This is a genomic window from Pseudomonas sp. A25(2017) (assembly GCF_002001065.1).
Taxonomy (GTDB): domain Bacteria; phylum Pseudomonadota; class Gammaproteobacteria; order Pseudomonadales; family Pseudomonadaceae; genus Aquipseudomonas; species Aquipseudomonas kilonensis.
This window is the reverse complement of sequence record NZ_MUOA01000054.1, coordinates 62,240-83,639: the sequence shown is the minus strand read 5'-3', so window position 1 is coordinate 83,639 and position 21,400 is coordinate 62,240. Positions and strand designations below refer to the sequence as shown.

20 protein-coding genes are annotated in these 21,400 nt (G+C 60.3%); 10 read left to right on the top strand and 10 right to left on the bottom strand.

Annotated features, from left to right (window positions below):
* Positions 1-238 precede the first annotated feature (238 nt).
* The 3 genes from B0E42_RS11025 to B0E42_RS11015 all read left to right on the top strand — a co-directional run bounded on the left by B0E42_RS11025 (position 239) and on the right by B0E42_RS11015 (position 2,839).
* Entirely contained in the window at positions 239-1,132 is an 894-nt protein-coding gene (locus B0E42_RS11025; protein ID WP_077506377.1) for an acyltransferase, read from the top strand.
* 80 nt (positions 1,133-1,212) lie between these two features.
* Positions 1,213-2,292 carry an RHS repeat-associated core domain-containing protein gene (locus B0E42_RS31460; protein WP_253278569.1) on the top strand — a complete coding sequence of 360 codons (1,080 nt, stop codon included), beginning with the start codon at positions 1,213-1,215 and terminating at the stop codon, positions 2,290-2,292.
* 154 nt (positions 2,293-2,446) lie between these two features.
* Positions 2,447-2,839, top strand: coding sequence for a DUF3757 domain-containing protein (locus B0E42_RS11015; protein WP_172681185.1), 393 nt, complete (start codon positions 2,447-2,449; stop codon positions 2,837-2,839).
* 38 nt (positions 2,840-2,877) lie between these two features.
* Here B0E42_RS11015 and B0E42_RS11010 read toward each other — a convergent pair whose 3' ends face one another.
* Positions 2,878-3,456, bottom strand: a complete 579-nt coding sequence (locus tag B0E42_RS11010) for a DUF2780 domain-containing protein (RefSeq protein ID WP_053182592.1) — start codon at positions 3,454-3,456, stop codon at positions 2,878-2,880.
* Between the two features lie 303 nt (positions 3,457-3,759).
* Here B0E42_RS11010 and B0E42_RS11005 point away from each other — a divergent pair, with 303 nt between their 5' ends.
* The 5 genes from B0E42_RS11005 to B0E42_RS31455 all read left to right on the top strand — a co-directional run bounded on the left by B0E42_RS11005 (position 3,760) and on the right by B0E42_RS31455 (position 6,962).
* The gene (locus B0E42_RS11005; protein WP_053182594.1) at positions 3,760-4,182 is read left to right on the top strand and encodes a DUF3757 domain-containing protein; all 423 of its coding nucleotides are present in this window, start codon (positions 3,760-3,762) and stop codon (positions 4,180-4,182) included.
* Between the two features lie 105 nt (positions 4,183-4,287).
* Positions 4,288-4,863: a hypothetical protein gene (locus B0E42_RS11000; protein WP_018603558.1), complete on the top strand. Its 576-nt coding sequence runs from the start codon at positions 4,288-4,290 to the stop codon at positions 4,861-4,863.
* Between the two features lie 347 nt (positions 4,864-5,210).
* A complete protein-coding gene (locus tag B0E42_RS10995; protein WP_053182600.1) occupies positions 5,211-5,483 on the top strand; it encodes a hypothetical protein in 273 nt (90 codons plus the stop codon).
* A gap of 190 nt (positions 5,484-5,673) precedes the next feature.
* Positions 5,674-5,886, top strand: coding sequence for a cold-shock protein (locus B0E42_RS10990; RefSeq protein WP_053182603.1), 213 nt, complete (start codon positions 5,674-5,676; stop codon positions 5,884-5,886).
* Between the two features lie 26 nt (positions 5,887-5,912).
* Entirely contained in the window at positions 5,913-6,962 is a 1,050-nt protein-coding gene (locus B0E42_RS31455) for an RHS repeat-associated core domain-containing protein (protein ID WP_256578285.1), read from the top strand.
* A 44-nt stretch (positions 6,963-7,006) separates the two neighbouring features.
* Here B0E42_RS31455 and fdhA read toward each other — a convergent pair whose 3' ends face one another.
* From fdhA to B0E42_RS10945, 8 genes are all read right to left on the bottom strand, one after another.
* Positions 7,007-8,206 carry a formaldehyde dehydrogenase, glutathione-independent gene (gene fdhA / locus B0E42_RS10980; protein WP_003177608.1) on the bottom strand — a complete coding sequence of 400 codons (1,200 nt, stop codon included), beginning with the start codon at positions 8,204-8,206 and terminating at the stop codon, positions 7,007-7,009.
* 188 nt (positions 8,207-8,394) lie between these two features.
* The gene (purU, locus tag B0E42_RS10975) at positions 8,395-9,252 is read right to left on the bottom strand and encodes a formyltetrahydrofolate deformylase (RefSeq protein WP_018610503.1); all 858 of its coding nucleotides are present in this window, start codon (positions 9,250-9,252) and stop codon (positions 8,395-8,397) included.
* 208 nt (positions 9,253-9,460) lie between these two features.
* Positions 9,461-10,093: a sarcosine oxidase subunit gamma gene (locus tag B0E42_RS10970; RefSeq protein WP_018610499.1), complete on the bottom strand. Its 633-nt coding sequence runs from the start codon at positions 10,091-10,093 to the stop codon at positions 9,461-9,463.
* A gap of 159 nt (positions 10,094-10,252) precedes the next feature.
* Complete coding sequence (locus tag B0E42_RS10965) at positions 10,253-13,270, bottom strand: sarcosine oxidase subunit alpha (protein WP_077506375.1); 3,018 nt, start codon at positions 13,268-13,270, stop codon at positions 10,253-10,255.
* Positions 13,267-13,596, bottom strand: coding sequence for a sarcosine oxidase subunit delta (locus B0E42_RS10960; protein ID WP_003206305.1), 330 nt, complete (start codon positions 13,594-13,596; stop codon positions 13,267-13,269). The genes B0E42_RS10965 and B0E42_RS10960 overlap by 4 nt, the downstream gene beginning before the upstream one ends.
* Positions 13,597-13,610: 14 nt before the next feature.
* Positions 13,611-14,861 carry a sarcosine oxidase subunit beta gene (locus B0E42_RS10955; protein WP_003177603.1) on the bottom strand — a complete coding sequence of 417 codons (1,251 nt, stop codon included), beginning with the start codon at positions 14,859-14,861 and terminating at the stop codon, positions 13,611-13,613.
* A gap of 21 nt (positions 14,862-14,882) precedes the next feature.
* On the bottom strand, positions 14,883-16,136 hold the full coding sequence (gene glyA / locus B0E42_RS10950; protein ID WP_003206308.1) for a serine hydroxymethyltransferase: 1,254 nt from the start codon (positions 16,134-16,136) through the stop codon (positions 14,883-14,885).
* A gap of 346 nt (positions 16,137-16,482) precedes the next feature.
* Positions 16,483-17,187, bottom strand: a complete 705-nt coding sequence (locus B0E42_RS10945; protein ID WP_077506374.1) for a TraX family protein — start codon at positions 17,185-17,187, stop codon at positions 16,483-16,485.
* 234 nt (positions 17,188-17,421) lie between these two features.
* Here B0E42_RS10945 and B0E42_RS10940 point away from each other — a divergent pair, with 234 nt between their 5' ends.
* Positions 17,422-18,462: a low specificity L-threonine aldolase gene (locus B0E42_RS10940; protein ID WP_018612398.1), complete on the top strand. Its 1,041-nt coding sequence runs from the start codon at positions 17,422-17,424 to the stop codon at positions 18,460-18,462.
* Between the two features lie 214 nt (positions 18,463-18,676).
* On the opposite strand, the gene gbcB is transcribed toward B0E42_RS10940, so the two are convergent.
* Complete coding sequence (gene gbcB / locus B0E42_RS10935) at positions 18,677-19,777, bottom strand: glycine-betaine demethylase subunit GbcB (RefSeq protein WP_018612396.1); 1,101 nt, start codon at positions 19,775-19,777, stop codon at positions 18,677-18,679.
* A 284-nt stretch (positions 19,778-20,061) separates the two neighbouring features.
* On the opposite strand from gbcB, the gene gbcA reads away from it, so the two are divergent.
* A complete protein-coding gene (gbcA, locus tag B0E42_RS10925) occupies positions 20,062-21,354 on the top strand; it encodes a glycine-betaine demethylase subunit GbcA (protein ID WP_018612395.1) in 1,293 nt (430 codons plus the stop codon).
* Positions 21,355-21,400 lie beyond the last annotated feature (46 nt).

Here is a 21,400-nt window from a genome sequence, read left to right as displayed (position 1 = left end):
CGAGGGGATTTATCCCCGCTGGGGTGCGAAGCAACCCCAAAACAGTCAGCTCAATCAGTCTGGCGCACCGAGATATCAGGTTTCAGGGGCGCTTCGCACCCCAGCGGGGATAAATCCCCTCGCCACAAAAGCCCATCCAGTTTAGCCAAGCCCAAGTGAAACTTTCGTCCACACCGATTTGGCCTGCCGCCCGAAGCCTGCTTATCATGGCCCGCCCACCTGTTTGCAAGAGTCATCTATGCGCCGCCTGCTCACCGGCTGTTTCGTCACGCTGCTGTTATTGCTCAACACCCTGGTGCTGTTCGGGCCGCTTCTGGTGTTCGCCGTGCTCAAACTGATCCTGCCCGGGCGCTTTCGCGACTATGCCTCGTGGGCGGTGATGTGGATCGCCGAGACCTGGGCCGAAATCGACAAGCTGATCTTCGCCCTGTGCATCCCCACCCACTGGGACATCCGCGGCGGCGCGAACCTGCGCGGCGATACGTCTTACCTGGTGATCAGCAATCACCAATCCTGGGTGGACATCCCCGCCCTCGTCCAGACCCTCAACCGGCGCACGCCGTTTTTCAAGTTCTTCCTCAAGAAAGAGCTGATCTGGGTGCCGTTCCTGGGGTTGGCCTGGTGGGCGCTGGACTACCCGTTCATGAAGCGCTACACCAAGGCGTTCCTGGCGAAAAACCCGGAACTGGCCGGCAAGGACCTGGAAATCACCAAGGCCGCCTGCGAGCTGTTCAAGCGCCAACCGGTCACGGTGGTCAACTACCTCGAAGGCACCCGCTTCACCGCCGCCAAAAGCCAACAACAGCAATCCCCCTTCACCCACCTGCTCAAGCCCAAGGCCGGTGGCGTGGCGTTCGTGCTGGCGGCCATGGGCGAACAGCTGGACGCGGTGCTGGACGTGACAGTGGTCTATCCGCAGCAACGCATCCCCGGGTTCTGGGACTTGATCAGCGGCGCGGTGCCCAGGGTCATCATCGACATCCAGACCCGCGAACTGGACCCGACGCTGTGGCAGGGCGACTACGAAAACGACCCGGTGTTTCGCCAGCAAGTGCAGGATTGGGTTAATCGGCTCTGGACTGAAAAGGACCGACGCATCGCCGAATTGCGCAACGAAAGGAGTGGAACCTAACAGTTCTGATAGTAGGCAGCGGCTGAAAAAGCTCCGATGCTGGAGGTCCGGATGTTTGGACCTTGCACGGAGTTCGGAGCATGCCTGCTGCCCCTCGTGAGACCGTATTGTGCCGCTACCGCTACGACCCGCTGGATCGGCTGGTCGATTGTGCGCCTTCTGCTGAGGCTGGAATTCAGCGGTTTTATTGCAAAAGCCGATTGGCGACAGAGATACAGGGCGCGGTGCAGCGCAGCGTATTTCAGCATGAAGACCAGTTGTTGGCGCAACGTCGGCGCGAGGATACGAAGGTTGATACCGCCCTGCTGGCGACCGATCAGCAGCGGTCGGTGTTGAATGTGCTCGATGCGAACCGGCTTCATCCCCTTGCCTATAGCCCTTACGGCCATCGCCCGGTAGCGAACGGTCTGCTCAGTTTGCTCGGGTTTAACGGCGAACGGCCGGATCCGGTGACGGGGCATTATTTGTTGGGGAATGGGTATCGGGCATTTAATCCGGTGTTGATGCGGTTTAATAGTCCGGATAGTTTGAGTCCGTTTGGGGAGGGAGGAATAAACTACTATATGTATTGTGGAGCTGACCCAATAAACCGAACAGATCCAACTGGGCATATACTCACGAAATTCACTCAATTCTTCAAAGGATTCTGGCAAACTTCTCCAGCGAGCAAAACGCAGCTCACTGATTTGAATTTCGACACCTTTCAGGAAATATCAAAGCATCTATCAAGCACGGACATGAACAACTTAAGACTCGCATCCAAACAAACAAAACACATGGCCGACCAAGCCTCAGGCCACAACTTTAACTCTTACTTAAACGAACAAATCTCTCATTTTCCCGACGGCCCTCCAAAGACCCAGCTAGACAAACTAATAGCGGTCGGTCTAGGTCGACAATCTGGAATCAGCAGCTCCGAAGCTAGCAAGTTAATGACCCTTAACAAGGCCCAACAGCTTTTTCCTAAGCATTCATCAGTTGGCTATTCATATATGACTCCCGACTTCATAACTGGCAGATGGGTACAATTCGAGAGGAGGCCGGGTCATGGGCTGGGGAATACAATAGTGCGTCGTCATTCCTTCAGCCTAGGCGATAAATTAGGCAAATTAGGCCCATTACCTTTAGACATACGCAACATCCGCCGTGAAAGTTTATAACGCACAACCAAAAAATAACTAGCAACAATAATCATAAAGAATAAAAACCTTAGCAATAATTCCAAATAAGCATAAAAAACTGTCAACCCTGACAGTACCCCTCACCAGCCCCAGCCGTAACCATGTCGCCGGGACATCATACGGAAGCACACCCATGCGAAACTTCATGACGGGCGGCGGCGGAATAATTCTGCTGATGATCGGCCATGTCCACGCTGGAGAAGTCACTTGTCCAGCCGTGACACAACTCCATGACCACACTGAAACGGTAGAAATGCAGGATGACCCCGAATGGCAAAGCCAGAGCCCCGTGCAGGAGCTCAACCCGGCGGTGCTGCCCTTCAACGACGCCGAGTTCGCGATCCATGAACCCGACGAAGATGAGCAGGTAACGAGGAGGGTGAGCATCACCTGCAATTACGGCGAGAACAATCTCACGCTGGATTATCAGCCGATGTCTTTACCCTCGGCCGCCGACCATTGCGCCAGCCGGGACACCAACACCTGCAGACGAGTGAACACCGACTACTTCAGCTTGAGGTTCTGATGGTTGCGTGGCGGATTTTCGATGTCGCCACACCCTCATCAAACACCCGCACTACTCCCCCAAATCCCCCCCAGATTCTGCAGCAACGAACCCGCCACGCCCTGTTGACCGAGGTACTGCAAGATGATCGGGGCAAACTGGCCGATCATGCCACTGTCCATGCCCAGCGCACTGAAGGCGTTGTTCAGGTCGCCGGTGTCCTTGACGTTGCCCAGCAAGCCGTCGAGCAGTGCATTCTTGTCCGACCCGCCCCCGAGCAAACCGCCCAGGCCATTGAGCCCGCCGATGGCACTGTTCCCAGCGATCTGATCCAGGCCCGGGACACTTTTGCTCAACTCGGAAAACTGCGGCTCACTGAGTCGGTTCTTCGCCAGCCCCAGCATCGCACCGGCACCACCGATGGCCTGTTCCGGCGTGATCTTGAGTTCCGATCCCAAGGTGTTGAGCAGGCCGGCGGCTTTCGGCGCGGCGGCCACGGCGCCCTCGCCCTGCTCGCCTTGGTTGCCCTGCATCGCCGACACCACATTGGCTGCATCACTGAGGCTGAACTGCGCGAAGGCTGGGCTGGCAGCCAGCGTCAACAGGCAAGACAGAGCAAAACCACGTGAAACCTTCATCCGGGACATCCTCTAGACCATGAAAAAGCCGCTCATGAAGAGCGGCGTAAAGCGAGCGTTGGACTGGCGCGGACGCAGATTGTTCCTAAACGTATTACATAAATGGCCGATAGCCATTACAGAAAATTCTCCAAAGGCCGTCAGAAGTGTCTGATTCAACGAAAACTGCGCTTTTTAATATATCTAAAAGTTACCAAACATCCATATACAGTTCTAAATTGACATAAATAACTGCCTACATTGACAGTAGCCCGCCCGACCAAAGCCGTGAATCGTTGAACGGAGACTTTTGGAGCCTGGCAGATGAAAAAAATACTGGCTGGACGCACGGTGTTACTTTTACTGATTGTCGGCCACGCCCATGCCGGTGAAATAACCTGCCCTGCCGTCACTGACATCCATAGAAACATTGAATCGGTAGAGGATATTTTCTTCGTCGAGATACAGGACGACCACGAATGGGAGAGCGAAAGCCTCGTGGACGTGGTCGACCCGGCATCGTTGCAGTTCGAAGGTGCCGAGTACGTTATCCATGAAGCCGACGAGGAAATACAGGCAGCCACAAGGGCGACCATCACGTGCCGGTACGGGGACATAAATCTGAATATGGAGTATCAGCAGATCCTGGAACCGGCCTTTTCAGGGTGGGTGAACAATCGCTGCGAAAGCCCGAACACCAGAATGTGCAGGTTAATGGACGGCGACTACTTCAACCTGTTTCTTTGATCGGGAATGGCAACCGCGTCACTGTTCCTGCACAGCGTTTCAAGGCGCCCTGCCATCGCCTGCACCGTTACCGTACAGTGCGGCTTCCTCCAGCAGAGTTTGCCCATGAACGTAAAAATCGGCGGCGCGACCCTCGCCGTTATCCTGACGGGCATGCTCATTGTCCTGGGCGTCAACGAATGCCAGCGCGGCCCGCTGAATCCGGAACTGGCCGACGGCACCAGCGAAGAACAAAAGACCTGGCTGACCATCGAACACCGCATCAAGCGCTCCGACCCGACGCTTACCGATGTGACCCGCGACCAGCAAACGCTGACGGTGCTTTACCGTCCAGGTGCTTGCGCGGATGACTGCGAGCCCTGGGTCCCGCATCTGCTGCGCGTTGTCGGCCATGGCCTGGCAGCGCTCAACGGCGCGCCAGGGGGCAAGCAGTACACACAAGTGACGGTCAAGGCGCGGATCCTTGCCGATGATGATGTGGAACTGGTCTATGACATGCCAGGGTTCGACGCCATCAAGACCCAACAAGGCGGCTACGAAACCTTTGCCGGCATGCCCCGCAGCCTGAAATTCAGCAGCGACGCCCTGGCCCAGGCGCAGGACTATTGCCAAGGCCCTAGCGCCAAAGGGTTCTACCCTGAATTCTGCGAACGGGTCGAGACTGCAACGGCCCATCGCTAACCGTGGCGAGGGCACTTGGACCCTGTAGGAGCTTGGCGAAGCCTGCGATCTTTTGATCTTTCGCTTGAGACTCAAGTGTCTGGGGAAAGATCGCAGCCTCGTTTCACTCGGCAGCTCCTACACAGTGTCCACAACCCGACGCGTGCAATTTCTGGCCACAACCGGCGCTCGATCACCGTCGACTAAAAATCTTACAACTACTTGGGAAATCACCCGCAACAGCGAGCCTTGCCCAAGCCAATCCGCGATGCCTATAGTTTGTCCCGTCGTCCACATGGCGACTCGGGTTTGGCGACTCGGAACACTGCGGTCAGAAGTCCCAATTTAACTAAATGAGGCTCCACCCAATGAACCGATACATGCCCCTCACCGGCGTCGACTGCTCCCCCGCCGCCCTGCTCATCGATACCCAAGCCCCCCTCGACGTCCTCCACGAAACCGCCGCCTACCGCATCCGCGCCGTGACCCAACTGTTGGAAAACATCGCCTTTCGCGAAGAGCTCAGTTCCGACGCCGTCGTCCTCCACGATTTCGCCCTGCTCCTGGCGATTCCGTTGCGCGATGGCTGCGATGTGCTGGACGTGATCGGCCGGCGCTTGCAGGCACACGCCATGGCCTGACCGCGGCGCCAGTCATCCGACTATCAACGCGCAAGCCGTTATTTCCTCTCGGTATTGCCTACTGTCAACGTTGACAGTAGGCAGCTGTTCGTTCGGGTTCTAACCTGCAGCCGTGACAACGACAAACAAGGCTCTGGGCAAACCACAGTCCCTGTGCCTTGCTTCATTCGGGCAAGCAGGAAGAATAAAAATGAGCGACCGAATCAAAGGAACCGTGAAGTGGTTTAACGATGCAAAGGGCTATGGCTTCATCACTTGCGGCAAAGGAGGCGAGGAATTGTTCGTTCATTACTCGGCCATCGCCGGCGAGGGTTATAAAACATTGAAACAGAAGCAAACGGTCTTTTTTGAAATCGAAAAGGGCGACAAAGGCATGCAGGCCACGAGAGTGACGCCGGAGTAACCCTCGGCTCACGCAGGAGTCAATTCATGTCGGCAAACCGCAAAACGCTGCTCTGCCGCTACCACTACGACCCACTGGATCGCCTAGCCGACTGCACACCCTCGGCCCAGGCCCACACCCAGCGCTTCTACCTGAAAGAGCGCCTGACCAGCGAAATCCAGGGCTCGGTACAGCGCTCGATTTTCCAGCAGGACGGCCGACTCCTGGCGCAACAACAGCGCCAGGATGGCGGCGTCGAAACCACCTTGCTCGCCACCGATCAGCAACGCTCGGTGCTGCACGCGCTCGATGCCACACAGCCTCATCCCCTCGCCTACACACCCTACGGCTACCGCCCTGCGGAAAACGGTTTACTCAGCCTCCTCGGCTTCAACGGCGAACGGCCGGACCCGGTGACGGGGCATTATTTGTTGGGCAATGGGTATCGGGCGTTCAACCCGGTGTTGATGCGGTTTAACAGCCCGGACAGTTGGAGTCCGTTTGGGGAGGGTGGGTTGAATGCTTATGCCTATTGTGAGGGGGATCCAGTGAATCGAAGTGATCCGAAGGGGCACACTTGGCAATGGATAAAGGCTTTCCTGAGGTCACTTAATGTCATGAAGCCGTCAGCTGGCGGAGTTACAAGTGCAAGCTCCTTGAACTCTGCGCTGAAGGTGAACGCTGTAAAAACCGGTTCTCTATCTCATCCATTCCGAAGGTCTATTTCCTCGCAGTCCTCCACCGCTACTATCGCTTCAATTCATTCTCAGGATTCAATTTACGCTGACATCTCAAACAGTGCCGCAGCTGGACAAAGACCTCCACGAATTGGACCTTTACCAGCACCGCCACCTAATGCACGACTTCATACCGAATGGTCATTTCCTCAAGTGAAGGTCCGTCCCCACAATATTTACCACTTACCTCAAGGTCAGGTTTATAAACCCCGGCTCGTCAAAACAGCACCGGGAAGGGTTGAACCTGTTCTGTCAGGCGATCTCCCTATGGACACTATTTATGAGCTTCCAAGACAAAGCCTCCGGTATCTGGCTGCCCAAAAAATCATTGAAAGAGGCAAATCGATTCGATACACATAAAAAAGGGCGACATCAAGTCGCCCTTCTTGTTTTCCGAACCGCCCTTACGCCGCACTAAACAACTTATGCGGATCAATCACAAACTTCTTCGGCACGCCCGCATCGAACTCGCCATACCCCTTCGGCGCGTCATCCAGGCTGATCACCTGTACGCCAACGATTTCAGCAATGTTGATACGGTCCCACATGATCGCCTGCATCAACTGGCGGTTGTACTTCATCACTGGCGTCTGGCCGGTGTGGAAGCTGTGGGATTTGGCCCAGCCCAGGCCGAAGCGGATGCTCAGGCTGCCCATTTTCGCCGCTGCATCGACAGCGCCCGGGTCTTCGGTGACGTAGAGGCCGGGGATGCCGATTTTGCCGGCCACGCGGACCACGCCCATCAATGAGTTGAGCACGGTGGCCGGGGCTTCGTGCTTGACGCCGTCATGGCCGTGGCCGCGGGCTTCGAAGCCGACGCAGTCGACGGCGCAATCTACCTCTGGCTCGCCCAACAGTGCGGCGATTTGCTCGTGCAGCGGGGTGTCGGTGGACAGGTCGACAATTTCGAAGCCTTGAGCCTTGGCGTGGGCCAGGCGGATGGAGTTGACGTCACCAATGATCACCACGGCCGCGCCCAGCAGACGGGCGGAAGCGGCGGCCGCCAGGCCAACCGGGCCGGCACCGGCGATGTAGACGGTGCTGCCAGGGCCAACACCAGCCGTCACGGCGCCGTGGTAACCGGTGGGCAGGATGTCGGACAGGCAGGTCAGGTCGCGGATTTTCTCCATGGCCTTGTCGCGGTCCGGCAGTTTCAGCAGGTTGAAGTCGGCGTACGGCACCAGTACGTATTCAGCCTGGCCGCCAGTCCAGTCGCCCATGTCCACGTAACCGTAGGCACCGCCGGCACGGGCCGGGTTGACGGTCAGGCAGACACCGGTGTGTTGCTCTTTGCAGGAACGGCAGCGCCCGCAAGCCACGTTGAACGGCACCGACACCAGATCACCGATTTTCAGGTTCTCGACGTCGCTGCCCTTTTCGATCACTTCACCGGTGATTTCGTGACCCAGGACCAGACCGGTCTGGGCGGTGGTACGGCCGCGCACCATGTGCTGGTCGGAGCCGCAGATGTTGGTGGAGACCACGCGCAGGATGACACCGTGCTCAATCTTCCTGCCGCGCGGGTCCTGCATTTTTGGATAGTCGATTTTCTGTACTTCGACCTTGCCGTTGCCGAGATACACGACACCACGATTACCAGACATGCTTTCACCTCGCTGTTGTTTTTGTGGAACTGCGTTGCCCAGGCAGGCAGCGCGTTGATTGCTCGGGTTAGTGCTTGTGTCTTGCTTCTGTGTTGTTTGGGAGGGCCTCATCGCGAGCAGGCTCGCTCCCACATTGGAATCTGTGTGCTCCCGTATTTTGTGGGAGCGAGCTTGCTCGCGATGTCGGCCTAAAGAACGACAGTGCGATTGGCGTTCAAGAACACCCTTCGCTCGATGTGATACCCCACGGCCCGGGCCAGGGTGAGCCCTTCGATGTCCCGGCCCTTGGCGATCAGGTCTTCGGGATAGTGGCTGTGGTCCACCACTTCCACGCCCTGGGCGATGATCGGACCTTCATCCAGGTCGTTGTTGATGTAGTGCGCCGTGGCGCCCACCAGTTTCACGCCTTTGTTGTAGGCCTGGTGATACGGCTTGGCGCCCTTGAAGCCCGGCAGCAGCGAGTGATGGATGTTGATCGCCTTGCCGTCGAGCTTGCGGCACAACTCCGGCGACAGCACTTGCATGTAGCGGGCAAGGATCACCAGCTCAGCACCGGTGTCTTCGATCACCTGCCACACCTGCCGCTCCTGGGAGGGCTTGTCGTTCGGGTCCAGGGGGAAATGGTAGTAGGGAATCTGGTGCCAGTCGGCCAGCGGCTTGAGATCAGGGTGGTTGGACACCACGGCCACCACGTCCATGGACAACTGGCCGATGCGCTGGCGGTAGAGCAAGTCGTTGAGGCAGTGATCGGCCTTGGAGACCATGATCACCACTTTGGGCCGGTAGTTGGGCGGCGTCAGTTCGAACACCATGCCGAAGGCTTGCGCGCGTTCGGCCAGGCCGGAACGGAAATTCTGCTCGTCAAAACCGTCGGGTTGACGAAACTCCACGCGAATGAAGAAGCGCCCCGAGAGTCGGTCGTCGAAGGAGTGGTGCTCGGTGACGTAGCAGCCCTGCTCGAACAGAAAGCGGGTCACCGCGTCCACCGTGCCGAGCACGCTGGGGCAGTCGGCAGTCAAGATCCATGTGTCTGGGGCGCGGCTCATTGCGGTGACTCCTGTTTGTTATGGATACCCCCGCCGGACACAGAACCTGTGGCGGAGGATTTATCTGTGGGAGCAAAGCTTGCTCGCGATAAAAACAACGCGGTCTATCTGGAACTCAAGCGCCTGCATCGCGAGCAAGCTTTGCTCCCACAGTCTTTCTTCCACTGTCTTGCTTCCACAGTCTGGCTGCATCAAGGACTGCGGTGTTTCAGGCCTGCACGCTCAACCCATACTCAGCCGCGGCATCCTGCAACCACAGCCACCAGTAATCCGAGAAGCTGCGGCGGATCACCAGTTCCCAGGTGTCTTCGCCCGTGTGGCGGATCACCAGTTGCGACTTGGCGAACACCGTGCCCACGGCCTTGCCCACCGGGAAGTTGCTTGGGTGAACGTCATAGCTGGTGGACTTCATCAGCACGTCGCGCACGTTCGGGCCGGACAGTTCGAGGATCTGCTGGCCACCGCTGACGTTGACGATCTGGATGTGCAGGTCGCCCAGGGCTTCACGCAGTTTCTGCTCGGCGGCAAACTCTTCGCCCGTGGGCACCACCAGCAGCCATTCGTCCGGGCCGAGCCATTGCAGGCTGGTTTCACCCTTGACGATGACGGTCAGGGCGCCCGGCAATTCCAGGCCCAAGGCCTTGTGCACGCCGGCGGCGAACGCCGGGTCGTGACCGTCGCCACGAAGGGTCAGGTGGCCCAGGAGTTTTTTCTCGCGCACGGTCACACCGGCGTTCTTGCGGCCCTTGCCCACCAGGCTGGCGAGGTCGGCATGGTGCAGCGACGACTCGGCCTTGGCCCCGGTGGTTGGGCGTTGTGGGTACACGTTGACTGCGGTCATATGGAGCACCTGTCTGAATGCTTGTTCGACCTGCCGGTGGGTGGCGCTGTGGGAGCAAGGCTTGCCCGCGATGAACGATAACTCGGTCTGATGGCTACCGTGTCGCCTGCATCGCGAGCAAGCTTTGCTCCCACACGCCCCCACCACAGGGCTTAAATGTTAGATATTCTGCCGATCCCCCTTCGGATCGAAGAACACCGAAGAAACAATCTCTGCCTCGATCACGCTGCCGTCGGCCAATGGCGCGAACACGCGCTCGCCCATCCGCTTGAGGCCGCCCTTGACCACGCCCATGGCAAATGAATAACCCAGGGAGTTGTGGGCATAGCTGGAGGTCACGTGACCAACCATGGTCATCGGGATCGCCTGCTTGGTGTTGAACACCAGTTGCGCACCCTCCGGCAGCCAGACATTCGGGTCGATCGGCTTGAGGCCCACCAGTTGCTTGCGCTCTTCACGCACGCAATCTTCGCGATTCATGCCGCGCCAGCCGATCCACGAGAACGGTTTGGTCCGGCCTACGCACCAGCCCATGTTCAGGTCGTCCGGGGTCATCGAGCTGTCAGTGTCCTGACCGACGATGATGAAGCCCTTCTCGGCCCGCAGTACGTGCATGGTCTCGGTGCCATACGGGGTCAGGTTGTACTTTTTGCCGGCCTCGACGATCTGCTCGAGCACGCCCATGGCGTAGTCGGCCTGCACGTTGATTTCGTACGACAGCTCACCGGTGAACGAGATGCGGAACACCCGCGCCGGTACGCCGCCCACCAGGCCTTCCTTCCAGGTCATGAACGGGAAAGCGTCCTTGTCCAGGTCGATGTCGGTGACGTCGCTCAGCAGCTTGCGGCTGTTGGGTCCCGACAGGGTCATGGTTGCCCAGTGGTCGGTGACCGAGGTGAAGTACACCTTCAGGTCCGGCCATTCGGTCTGGTGATAGATTTCCAGCCATTGCAGCACGCGCGCCGCGCCGCCGGTGGTGGTGGTCATCAGGAAGTGGTTGTCCGCCAGACAGGCCGTTACGCCGTCGTCGAAGACCATGCCGTCTTCCTTGCACATCAGGCCGTAGCGGGCCTTGCCCACGTCGAGCTTGGTCCAGGCGTTGGTGTAGACGCGGTTGAGGAACTCGCGAGCATCCGGACCCTGGATGTCGATCTTGCCCAGGGTCGAGGCGTCCAGCAGGCCAACGCTGTCACGCACGGCCTTGCATTCGCGCTTGACCGCGGCATGCATGTCTTCGCCGTTCTTCGGGAAGTACCAAGGACGCTTCCACTGGCCGACGTCTTCGAACTCGGCGCCGCTTTTCACATGCCAGGCATGCAGCGCGGTGAAGCGCACTGGCTCGAAGATGTGCCCGCAATGCCGGCCCGCCACCGCGCCGAAGGTCACCGGCGTGTAGTTCGGACGGAACATGGTGGTGCCCATCTGCGGGATGCTCACGTTCAGCGAGCGGGCCGCGATGGCCAGGCCGTTGACGTTGCCCAGCTTGCCCTGGTCGGTACCGAAGCCCAGTGCGGTGTAGCGCTTGACGTGTTCCACCGACTCGAAGCCTTCGCGGGTGGCGAGCTCGATGGCGGCGGCAGTGACGTCGTTCTGCAGGTCGACGAATTGCTTCGGCGCCCGTGCAGTGGATTTTTCGTGGGGCACCTGGAACAGCGCCAGGGTTGGCTCTTCATGACGGCTCAGGGCTTTGGGCAACACACCCTCCACCGCTTTGAAGCCGGCTTCGTTGGCCGCGCGCACGCCGCCTTCAAAACCGTCAGCCAAGGTATCACCGAGGCTGTAGACACCGTTCACACCACCGACGCAGACACGCTTTTGCGGTGCTTCGCCCGGTACGAAACCGAGGATGTCTTCACGCCAGATCGGCTTGCCACCCAGGTGCGAAGCCAGGTGAACCACCGGGCTGTAGCCGCCGGAGCTGGCCACCAGGTCGCAGTCCAGCCATTCGCCGGGGCTGGTGACTTTGTGGGCACGGACGTCGATCGCGGCAACACGTGCCCCGCTGACGCGCTTGCTGCCACGGGCCTCGATCACGGCGCTGCCGGTGAGGATGCGAATGCCCTTGGCGCGGGCTTCTTCCACCAGCGCACCACGCGGGTTGCTGCGCGCATCGGCGACAGCCACCACTTGCAGGCCGGCGTCGAACCAGTCCAGGGCCACGCGATAGGCGTGGTCGTTGTTGGTGCTCAGCACCAGTTTCTTGCCCGGTGCCACGCCGTAGCGACGCACGTAGGTGGACACCGCACCCGCCAGCATGTTGCCCGGCACGTCGTTGTTGCCATAGACCAGCGGGCGCTCGCAGGCGCCGGTCGCCAGGACCACGCGCTTGGCGCGGACGCGGTTGATGCGCTGGCGGACCTGGCCGATCGGTGCGCGGTCGCCGAGGTGGTCGGTGAGGCGCTCGTGGATGGTCAGGAAGTTATGGTCGTGGTAACCGTTCACCGTGGCGCGAGGCAACAGCAACACTTGCGGCATCGATTGCAGTTCAGCCACCGCAGCAGCGACCCACTCGGTCGCCGGCTTGCCGTCCAGGCTCTCGCGGGATTCGAGTAGGCTACCGCCGAACTCTTCCTGCTCATCGGCCAGGATAACGCGCGCCCCGCTGCGGGCCGCGGCCAGTGCGGCGGCCAGGCCAGCGGGGCCTGCGCCGACGATCAGCACGTCGCAGTGACGGTTCATGTAGTCGTAGGTGTCCGGATCGTTCTCGGTCGGCGAGCGACCTAGCCCTGCGGCCTTGCGGATGTACTTCTCGTAGGTCATCCAGAACGATTGCGGGTACATGAAGGTTTTGTAGTAGAAGCCCGGCGGCATCAGCTTGCCGCCGACCTTGCCGAGAATGCCCATCATGTCGTTGTTCACGTTCGGCCAGCCGTTGGTGCTGGTGGCGACCAAACCCTGGTACAGCGCCTGTTGCGTGGCGCGCACGTTCGGAATTTGCGTGGCTTCGGTGGCACCGATCTGCAGCACCGCGTTCGGCTCTTCGGCACCGGCGGCGAAGATGCCGCGCGGACGCGAATACTTGAAGCTGCGGCCGATGATGTCGACACCGTTGGCCAGCAACGCGGCGGCCAGGGAATCGCCCTCGAAGCCTTTGTAGGTCTGGCCGTTGAAGGTGAAGCTCAGCGCTTTGTTGCGGTCGATCCGTCCGCCGTTGGACAGGCGATTGATCTGGCTCATACCTTCTCTCCCAGAGCCTGCGCGGCCGCTTTCGGACTGTCAGCCTTGTCGGTGAATTGCGGCTTTTGGCCGATCTTGTAGGTTTCGAGAATCTCGTAGGTCACGGTGTCGCGGGTCACGTTGAAGTACTGGCGGCAACCGGCGACGTGATCCCACAGCTCGTGGTGCAACCCGCGTGGGTTGTCACGGAAGAACATGTAGTCGCCCCACTGTTCGTCGGTGCAGGCATTCGGATCCAGTGGACGCGGGATATGCGCCTGGCCGGATGCATGGAATTCCTCTTCGGAGCGCAGTTCGCCGCAGTGAGGACAGAAGATGTGCAACATAGGGATTTCTCCTGTTAGTGGGCGACGGCAGCAGCGCCGTGTTCGTCGATCAGTGCGCCGTTGTGGAAACGGTCGATGGAAAACGGTGCGGCCAGCGGGTGCATTTCACCCTTGGCCAGGCTTGCAGCGAAGACGTTGCCCGAGCCCGGGGTGGCCTTGAAGCCACCGGTGCCCCAACCGCAGTTGAAGAACATGTTCGGCACCGGGGTCTTGGAGATGATCGGGCAGGCGTCCGGCGTGGTGTCGACGATGCCGCCCCACTGGCGGTTCATGCGTACGCGGGACAACACCGGGAACATCTCGACGATGGCCTGGACCGTGTGTTCGATCACCGGGTACGAGCCACGCTGGCCATAGCCGTTGTAGCCGTCGATACCGGCACCGATCACCAGGTCACCCTTGTCGGACTGGCTGATGTAGCCGTGCACGGCGTTGGACATGATCACGCTGTCGATGATCGGCTTGATCGGCTCGGACACCAGCGCTTGCAGCGGGTGGGATTCGATCGGCAGGCGGAAGCCCGCGAGCTTGGCCATGTGCCCGGAGTTACCGGCGGTCACCACGCCGACGCGCTTGGCACCGATGAAACCCTTGTTGGTTTCCACGCCGATGCACACGCCGTTTTCCTTGCGGAAACCGATCACTTCGGTCTGCTGGATCAGGTCCACGCCCAACGCGTCCGCCGCCCGGGCAAAGCCCCAGGCCACGGCATCGTGACGGGCCACGCCGCCGCGACGCTGGACGGTGGCGCCCATCACCGGGTAGCGGGTGTTTTTCGAGCAATCCAGGTACGGGATCTCGTCGGCCACTTGCTTGGCGTTGAGCAGCTCGCCGTCCACGCCGTTGAGACGGTTGGCGCTGACGCGACGCTCGGAATCACGGATGTCCTGCAGGGTGTGGCACAGGTTGTAGACGCCACGCTGGGAGAACATCACGTTGTAGTTCAAGTCCTGGGACAGGCCTTCCCACAATTTCATCGCGTGTTCGTACAGGTGGGCCGATTCGTCCCACAGGTAGTTGGAGCGCACGATGGTGGTGTTGCGCGCGGTGTTACCGCCGCCCAGCCAGCCCTTCTCGACCACGGCCACGTTGGTGATGCCGTGTTCCTTGGCCAGGTAGTAGGCGGTCGCCAGGCCGTGCCCGCCACCGCCGACGATGACCACGTCATAGACCTTTTTCGGGGTCGGCGTGCGCCACATCCGCTGCCAGTTTTCGTGATGGCTGAGAGAGTGTTTGAAGAGGCCGAAGCCCGAATAGCGTTGCATAGTCATTACTCCAAAACCGACTCAGCGATAAACCGGGAAGTCCGCGCACAGGGCCGCCACTTGCTGCGCGACATTGGCCTCGACATCGGCATCGCCGAGGTTGTCGAGAATGTCGCAGATCCAGCCGGCCAGCGTGACGCACTGGGTCACCTTGAAACCACGCGTGGTCACCGCCGGGGTGCCAATGCGCAGGCCCGAGGTCACGAACGGCGATTGCGGGTCGTTCGGCACGGCGTTCTTGTTGACGGTGATGTGGGCGCGGCCCAGGGCAGCATCGGCGTCCTTGCCGGTCAGGCCCTGACGGATCAGGCTGACCAGGAACAGGTGGTTATCGGTGCCGCCGGACACTACATCGTAGCCGCGCTTGATGAACACGCCAGCCATGGCCTGGGCGTTATCGATCACTTGCTGCTGATAAGCCTTGAAGCCAGGCTCCGCCGCTTCCTTGAAGCACACCGCCTTGCCGGCGATCACGTGCATCAACGGGCCGCCCTGGGCGCCGGGGAATACGGCGGCGTTGAGCTTTTTCTCGATCTCTTCGTTGGCCTTGGCCAGGATCAGGCCGCCACGTGGACCACGCAGGGTCTTGTGGGTGGTGGTGGTGACCACGTCGGCGTAAGGCAGTGGATTAGGGTACAGACCCGCGGCGACCAGACCGGCAACGTGGGCCATGTCAACGAACAGCAGGGCACCGACCTTGTCGGCGATCTGGCGGAAACGTGGGAAGTCCAGGGTCTTGGAGTAAGCGGAGAAACCGGCAACGATCATCTTCGGCTTGTGCTCGACCGCCAGGCGCTCGACTTCGTCGTAGTCGATCAGGCCGGTGGTGGTGTCGATGCCGTATTGCACCGCGTTGTAGAGCTTGCCCGAGGACGACACCTTGGCACCGTGGGTCAGGTGACCGCCGTGGGCCAGGCTCATGCCCAGGATGGTGTCGCCAGCCTGCAGCAGGGCCAGGTACACGGCGCTGTTGGCCGAAGAACCGGAATGCGGCTGGACGTTGGCGTAATCGGCACCGAACAACTGCTTGGCGCGCTCGATGGCCAGGGCTTCGACTTTGTCGACGTGCTCGCAGCCACCGTAGTAGCGCTTGCCTGGATAGCCTTCGGCGTACTTGTTGGTCAGGCCGCTGCCCTGGGCCTCCATCACGCGCTTGCTGGTGTAGTTCTCTGACGCGATCAGCTCGATGTGATCTTCCTGGCGTTGCTCTTCGGCGTTCATCGCCGCCAGCAGTGCATCATCGTAGCCTTGGATTTGGTCTTGCTTGCTGAACATCGCGTCTCTCCCAGCGGCGGCGGTGCGCCTTTCGTCTCGGTGAGGCACGGACCATTCGGTCGTGCCCTTTGGATGCGATGGTATGGCTGGCGCAGGCATGTCAAATGCCTATGGACGCCACGCAAAGGTGCGTTTACGACATGGGACCAAAGAGTCGGAGAGCAAGGCCTGCGCGATAGCACTGTGGGAACTGAGATTTGTGGGAGCAAAGCTTGCTCGCGATCCAGGCGCCTCGGTCCACGGGAGACCGCGGCGTTTTCATCGCGGGCAAGCCTTGCTCCCACAGGCCTTGCTCCCACAGGTATTGTTCCCACAGCTTGGCTCCAAAAATGCTGCTCCCACAGGGCTATGCGGCGATCTGGCGAACCGCGAGCAACAGTAGAAAATGCGCGGGATAAAGGCCATACGCCCAGCGCCGCATCGCCGGTGGATGAAAACGACCCGCCTGTCGCAAAAGCATCAGCCCAAGCCATGGCGCGATCAGGCAAGCCACCAACCCGCCGATCGCCACTGGCTCCCCCAGCCACGCCGCGCCATACAGCACCCGCCATTGATTGGCCGCCACGCAGACCAATCCCGGCAACAAGGCCATGTACAAGGGACGCTTGAATACCAGCAACATCGCCAGCGGCAGCAGCACACCAAAGAACCCGAACATCAGTTGCGATGAAAACAGCGCCGCCAACAACAACGCCACCGCGGCCAGACATCGCGCCTCCAGGGTGGGCGTCTGCCAACAGCGCGCCACCAACAAGCCCAGCATCAGGGTTGGCATCACATTCAGGGTGGCGGGGACGGGAATGAACAAGCGGTAGGGGATTTCGCTGACGGCGCTGAATAGCAGCAGCCAGCCCAGGTAACGCCAGGGGGCGGTGCTGGCGTCGTTGCGCGACAGGTTCGCCGCCATCGCCAGGCAGAACCACGGAAACGCCAGGCGTCCCGGCACATATAGCCAATCGACGGAGAAACCGACATATCGCAGATGATCGAGCACCATCGCCAACAGAGCCAGCCACTTGAGCAGGTCCAGCGCCCCGTCACGCCGGCTCATGTGTAAAACGACTCGATGAGTTTGATACTTTCCGACAGAAACATCCGGTGTGTTCCCCCGCTAATCTTGGGTAAAGTGCGCACCAGTATCGATCACGGCGTTGCGGACTCAAGCGCGCGAACCATGATCGACCACGGCGCTGTGGACCCAAACACGCCGAACCATGGAACGCCCCACCCGGGCATTCCGCCAGGGATCTCTTTACCCAGGACTCTCTATTCAAGGAGCAAGGCCATGACCGACAAGAGTCAACAGTTTGCCAGCGACAACTATTCCGGCATTTGCCCCGAAGCCTGGGCGGCCATGGAAGAAGCCAACCAGGGTCACCAACGCGCCTACGGCGACGACGAGTGGACCCACCGCGCGGCGGACGATTTCCGGGCCTTGTTCGAAACCGACTGCGAAGTGTTCTTCGCGTTCAACGGCACGGCGGCCAACTCGTTGGCGCTGTCCTCACTGTGCCAGAGTTACCACAGCGTGATCTGCTCGGAAACCGCCCACGTCGAAACCGACGAATGCGGCGCACCGGAGTTCTTCTCCAACGGTTCCAAGCTGCTGGTGGCGCGCACTGAAAACGGCAAGCTGACCCCCGAGTCGATCCGTGAGATCGCCCTCAAGCGCCAGGATATCCACTACCCCAAGCCCCGGGTCGTGACCCTGACCCAAGCCACGGAAGTCGGCAGCGTCTACACCCCGGAAGAAATCCGCGCCATCAGCGTCACCTGCAAGGAACTGGGGCTGAACCTGCACATGGACGGCGCGCGTTTTTCCAACGCCTGCGCCTTCCTCGGCTGCTCCCCGGCCGACCTGACCTGGAAGGCCGGCGTGGACGTGTTGTGCTTTGGCGGCACGAAAAACGGCATGGCGGTGGGTGAAGCGATCCTGTTCTTCAACCATGACCTGGCCGAAGACTTCGACTATCGCTGCAAACAGGCCGGGCAACTGGCCTCGAAGATGCGCTTCCTCTCCGCGCCCTGGGTCGGTTTGCTGCAAAACCAGGCCTGGCTCAAGCACGCCCGCCACGCCAACCACTGCGCCCAATTGCTGGCAGAGCTGGTCAGCGACATTCCCGACGTGGAACTGATGTTCCCGGTCCAGGCCAACGGCGTGTTCCTGCAACTCTCGGAACCGGCCATCGCCGCGCTGACCGCCAAGGGCTGGCGTTTCTACACATTCATTGGCAAAGGCGGCGCACGCTTCATGTGCTCGTGGGATACCGAAGAAGCGCGAGTGCGGGAATTGGCGGCGGATATTCGGGAAGTGATGGCGAGCTAGGAAAGCCGCCCCGGCCTGTCATGCCCGCCGTGGTGAAAGAGGCTTACTGTGGGAGCAAAGCTTGCTCGCGATGCAGACGGCTCGGTCCATGGGAGACCCCGTCGCTTTCATCGCGAGCAAGCCTTGCTCCCACAGGCTTTGCTCCCACAGCAAGCTTTGCTCCCACAGGCCTTGATCCCACAGGGGGCGGCTCACCGCCACTAGGATGGGCAGATCAGAAATCGATCCGCACATCCCCCTTCGGCACGCTGCAGCACGACAGGATATACCCCTCGGCCTCGTCGTCCTCGGTGATCCCGCCGTTGTGGTCCATTTCCACTTCCCCGCCCAGCTTCAGCACCTTGCAGGTGCCGCAGATACCCATACCGCAGGCCTTGGGGATCATCATGCCGAGCTTGGCAGCCGCGGCGTGCACGGTTTCGCCCGGCCCCACGCGAATGCTCTTGCCCGAGGAGGTGAACTCCACCAGGTGCAGGTCCGCCGCATCGACTTGCGGGGCGTCGGCCGCTTGTTCGGCCTGTTCCACGGCGTCGGCGCGGGCTTCCGGTGGCGTGGCGCCGAAGGATTCCTCGTGGTAACGCTTCATGTCGTAACCAGCCGCTTCCAGCAGGCGCTTGACCGCGGTCATGTACGGGGTCGGGCCGCAGCAGAACACCTCGCGCTCGAGGAAGTCGGGCACCATCAGTTCCAGCATCTTGTGGTTCAGATAACCGCGATAGCCGGCCCAAGGCTCGCCCAGGCCGTGTTTTTCGCAGATCAGGTGCAAGCTGAAGTTGTCGATCCGCGACGCCATGTGCTCCAGCTCGCGGTGGTAGATGATGTCCTTGGGCGAGCGGGCGCTGTGGATAAAGGTCATGTCGACATTGGCGTTGGTGTCGTAGAACCAGCGCGCCATGGACATGCACGGCGTGATCCCCACGCCACCGCTCAGGTACAGGACTTTCGGGCTCGGGAAATCGATGGCGTTGAACAACCCCACCGGCCCGTGCACCGCCAGCTCCTGGCCTTCATGCAGGGTGTCGTGCAGCCAGTTGGAAACCTTGCCCCCCGGCACGCGCTTGATGGTCACCGAGAAACTGTAGGGCACCGACGGCGAGCTGGAGATGGTGTAGGAGCGCATGATCGGCTGGCCTTCGATTTCCAGCTCCAGGGTGACGAACTGCCCAGGCTTGAAAAAGAACAGGATCGGCTGGTCGGCCATGAAGCAGAAGGTGCGCACATCCCAGGTTTCCTGGATGACTTTGACGCAACGTACGATATGTCGGCCATTGGCCCAGGTCTGGGTCGTGACCGGGTTCAGGAAGTTATTGGACATGCTGATCTCCACGGCCGACTGTCGGCCTTCATGAGGGCGATTGTGCGCAGGCGCCTGGGTGACCATTTACCTATCTGCGACATTCACATACTTATCGCGACCAGCCCCCAACTACCGGGGCTAGCGCGTCGGGAACAGATTGGGCCATGTCGCCCATGGATAAGGTTGCGCCCCTGCGCGGCCCCACACTCGCCCCAACAGATAAACAAAGTTTTCTGCCTTGCGTAGCACAACCGATTAGTCATTTTCACCGGCTCCGCTTAGAGGGCCACGAGGATAAAACGATGGACACCACCACCCTGAGCCTGGGCGATCCGCTGGAACCCGCACGCAAGGCCACCGCGCAAATGCTGCAAGAGCGCGAGCGCACCTTTTCGCTGCCGCAGCCGTTCTACTCCGATGAGCGCCTGTTTGATATCGATATGCAGGAAATCTTCCAGAAAGAATGGTTGATCGCCGGCATGACCTGCGAGATCCCGGCCAAGGGCAATTACCTGACCCTGCAAGTCGGCAAGAACCCGATCATCGTGATTCGCGGTGCCGAGGGCGTGGTGCACGCGTTCCATAACGTCTGCCGCCACCGTGGTTCGCGGCTGTGCACCAGCGACAAGGGCAAGGTCGCCAAACTGGTCTGCCACTACCACCAGTGGACCTACGAGCTGGACGGTCGCCTGTTGTTCGCCGGCACCGAGATGGGCGCCGACTTCGACATGAAGCAGTACGGCCTCAAGCCTGTGAACGTGAAGACCGCGGGTGGCTACATCTTCATCAGCCTGGCCGAGAACCCGCCGGCCATCGATGACTTCCTGTCGACGCTGAACCATTACATGGAACCGTACGACATGGAGAACACCAAGGTGGCGGTGCAAACCACCTTGATGGAAAAGGCCAACTGGAAACTGGTGCTGGAAAACAACCGCGAGTGCTACCACTGCAACGCCTCGCACCCTGAACTGCTCAAGACCCTGCTGGAATGGGACGACGTCACCGACCCGCGGGCCGACCAGGCCTTCAAGGACCACGTGGCTGCCTCCGCCGCCGCCTGGGATGCCGAGAAGATCCCTTACGCCCACGCCAGCTTCGGCCTGCGTAACCGTATCGTGCGCATGCCGCTGCTCAAGGGCACCGTGTCGATGACCATGGACGGCAAGCAAGGCTGCGCCAAGCTGATGGGCCGCATCAAAAATCCGGACCTGGGCTCGATGCGCATCCTGCACCTGCCGCACTCGTGGAACCACTGCATGGGCGACCACATCATCGTGTTCACCGTGTGGCCGATCAGCGCCCAGGAAACCATGGTCACCACCAAGTGGCTGGTGCACAAGGACGCGGTCGAAGGCGTGGACTACGACGTGGCGCGCATGCGCGAAGTCTGGGACGCCACCAACGACCAGGACCGTCGCCTGGCCGAAGAAAACCAGCGCGGCATCAACTCCACCGCCTACCAGCCAGGCCCGTACTCCAAGACCTATGAGTTCGGCGTGGTGAACTTCGTCGACTGGTACAGCGAGCGCATGCTCAACAACCTGGGGGCCGAGCCGGCGCCGTACCTCAAAGGCGTTCCGGTCCAGGGCTAAAATCCAAAGCATCGCGAGCAGGCTCGCTCCCACATTTGATCTTCGG

What these genes read in the sequence shown, in the direction of transcription:
- B0E42_RS11025 (WP_077506377.1), top strand. Translation starts at nt 239, where the DNA reads ATGCGCCGCCTGCTCACCGGCTGTTTCGTCACGCTGCTGTTATTGCTC.
- B0E42_RS31460 (WP_253278569.1), top strand. Translation starts at nt 1,213, where the DNA reads ATGCCTGCTGCCCCTCGTGAGACCGTATTGTGCCGCTACCGCTACGAC.
- B0E42_RS11015 (WP_172681185.1), top strand. Translation starts at nt 2,447, where the DNA reads ATGCGAAACTTCATGACGGGCGGCGGCGGAATAATTCTGCTGATGATC.
- B0E42_RS11010 (WP_053182592.1), bottom strand. Translation starts at nt 3,456, where the DNA reads ATGAAGGTTTCACGTGGTTTTGCTCTGTCTTGCCTGTTGACGCTGGCT.
- B0E42_RS11005 (WP_053182594.1), top strand. Translation starts at nt 3,760, where the DNA reads ATGAAAAAAATACTGGCTGGACGCACGGTGTTACTTTTACTGATTGTC.
- B0E42_RS11000 (WP_018603558.1), top strand. Translation starts at nt 4,288, where the DNA reads ATGAACGTAAAAATCGGCGGCGCGACCCTCGCCGTTATCCTGACGGGC.
- B0E42_RS10995 (WP_053182600.1), top strand. Translation starts at nt 5,211, where the DNA reads ATGAACCGATACATGCCCCTCACCGGCGTCGACTGCTCCCCCGCCGCC.
- B0E42_RS10990 (WP_053182603.1), top strand. Translation starts at nt 5,674, where the DNA reads ATGAGCGACCGAATCAAAGGAACCGTGAAGTGGTTTAACGATGCAAAG.
- B0E42_RS31455 (WP_256578285.1), top strand. Translation starts at nt 5,913, where the DNA reads ATGTCGGCAAACCGCAAAACGCTGCTCTGCCGCTACCACTACGACCCA.
- fdhA (WP_003177608.1), bottom strand. Translation starts at nt 8,206, where the DNA reads ATGTCTGGTAATCGTGGTGTCGTGTATCTCGGCAACGGCAAGGTCGAA.
- purU (WP_018610503.1), bottom strand. Translation starts at nt 9,252, where the DNA reads ATGAGCCGCGCCCCAGACACATGGATCTTGACTGCCGACTGCCCCAGC.
- B0E42_RS10970 (WP_018610499.1), bottom strand. Translation starts at nt 10,093, where the DNA reads ATGACCGCAGTCAACGTGTACCCACAACGCCCAACCACCGGGGCCAAG.
- B0E42_RS10965 (WP_077506375.1), bottom strand. Translation starts at nt 13,270, where the DNA reads ATGAGCCAGATCAATCGCCTGTCCAACGGCGGACGGATCGACCGCAAC.
- B0E42_RS10960 (WP_003206305.1), bottom strand. Translation starts at nt 13,596, where the DNA reads ATGTTGCACATCTTCTGTCCTCACTGCGGCGAACTGCGCTCCGAAGAG.
- B0E42_RS10955 (WP_003177603.1), bottom strand. Translation starts at nt 14,861, where the DNA reads ATGCAACGCTATTCGGGCTTCGGCCTCTTCAAACACTCTCTCAGCCAT.
- glyA (WP_003206308.1), bottom strand. Translation starts at nt 16,136, where the DNA reads ATGTTCAGCAAGCAAGACCAAATCCAAGGCTACGATGATGCACTGCTG.
- B0E42_RS10945 (WP_077506374.1), bottom strand. Translation starts at nt 17,187, where the DNA reads ATGAGCCGGCGTGACGGGGCGCTGGACCTGCTCAAGTGGCTGGCTCTG.
- B0E42_RS10940 (WP_018612398.1), top strand. Translation starts at nt 17,422, where the DNA reads ATGACCGACAAGAGTCAACAGTTTGCCAGCGACAACTATTCCGGCATT.
- gbcB (WP_018612396.1), bottom strand. Translation starts at nt 19,777, where the DNA reads ATGTCCAATAACTTCCTGAACCCGGTCACGACCCAGACCTGGGCCAAT.
- gbcA (WP_018612395.1), top strand. Translation starts at nt 20,062, where the DNA reads ATGGACACCACCACCCTGAGCCTGGGCGATCCGCTGGAACCCGCACGC.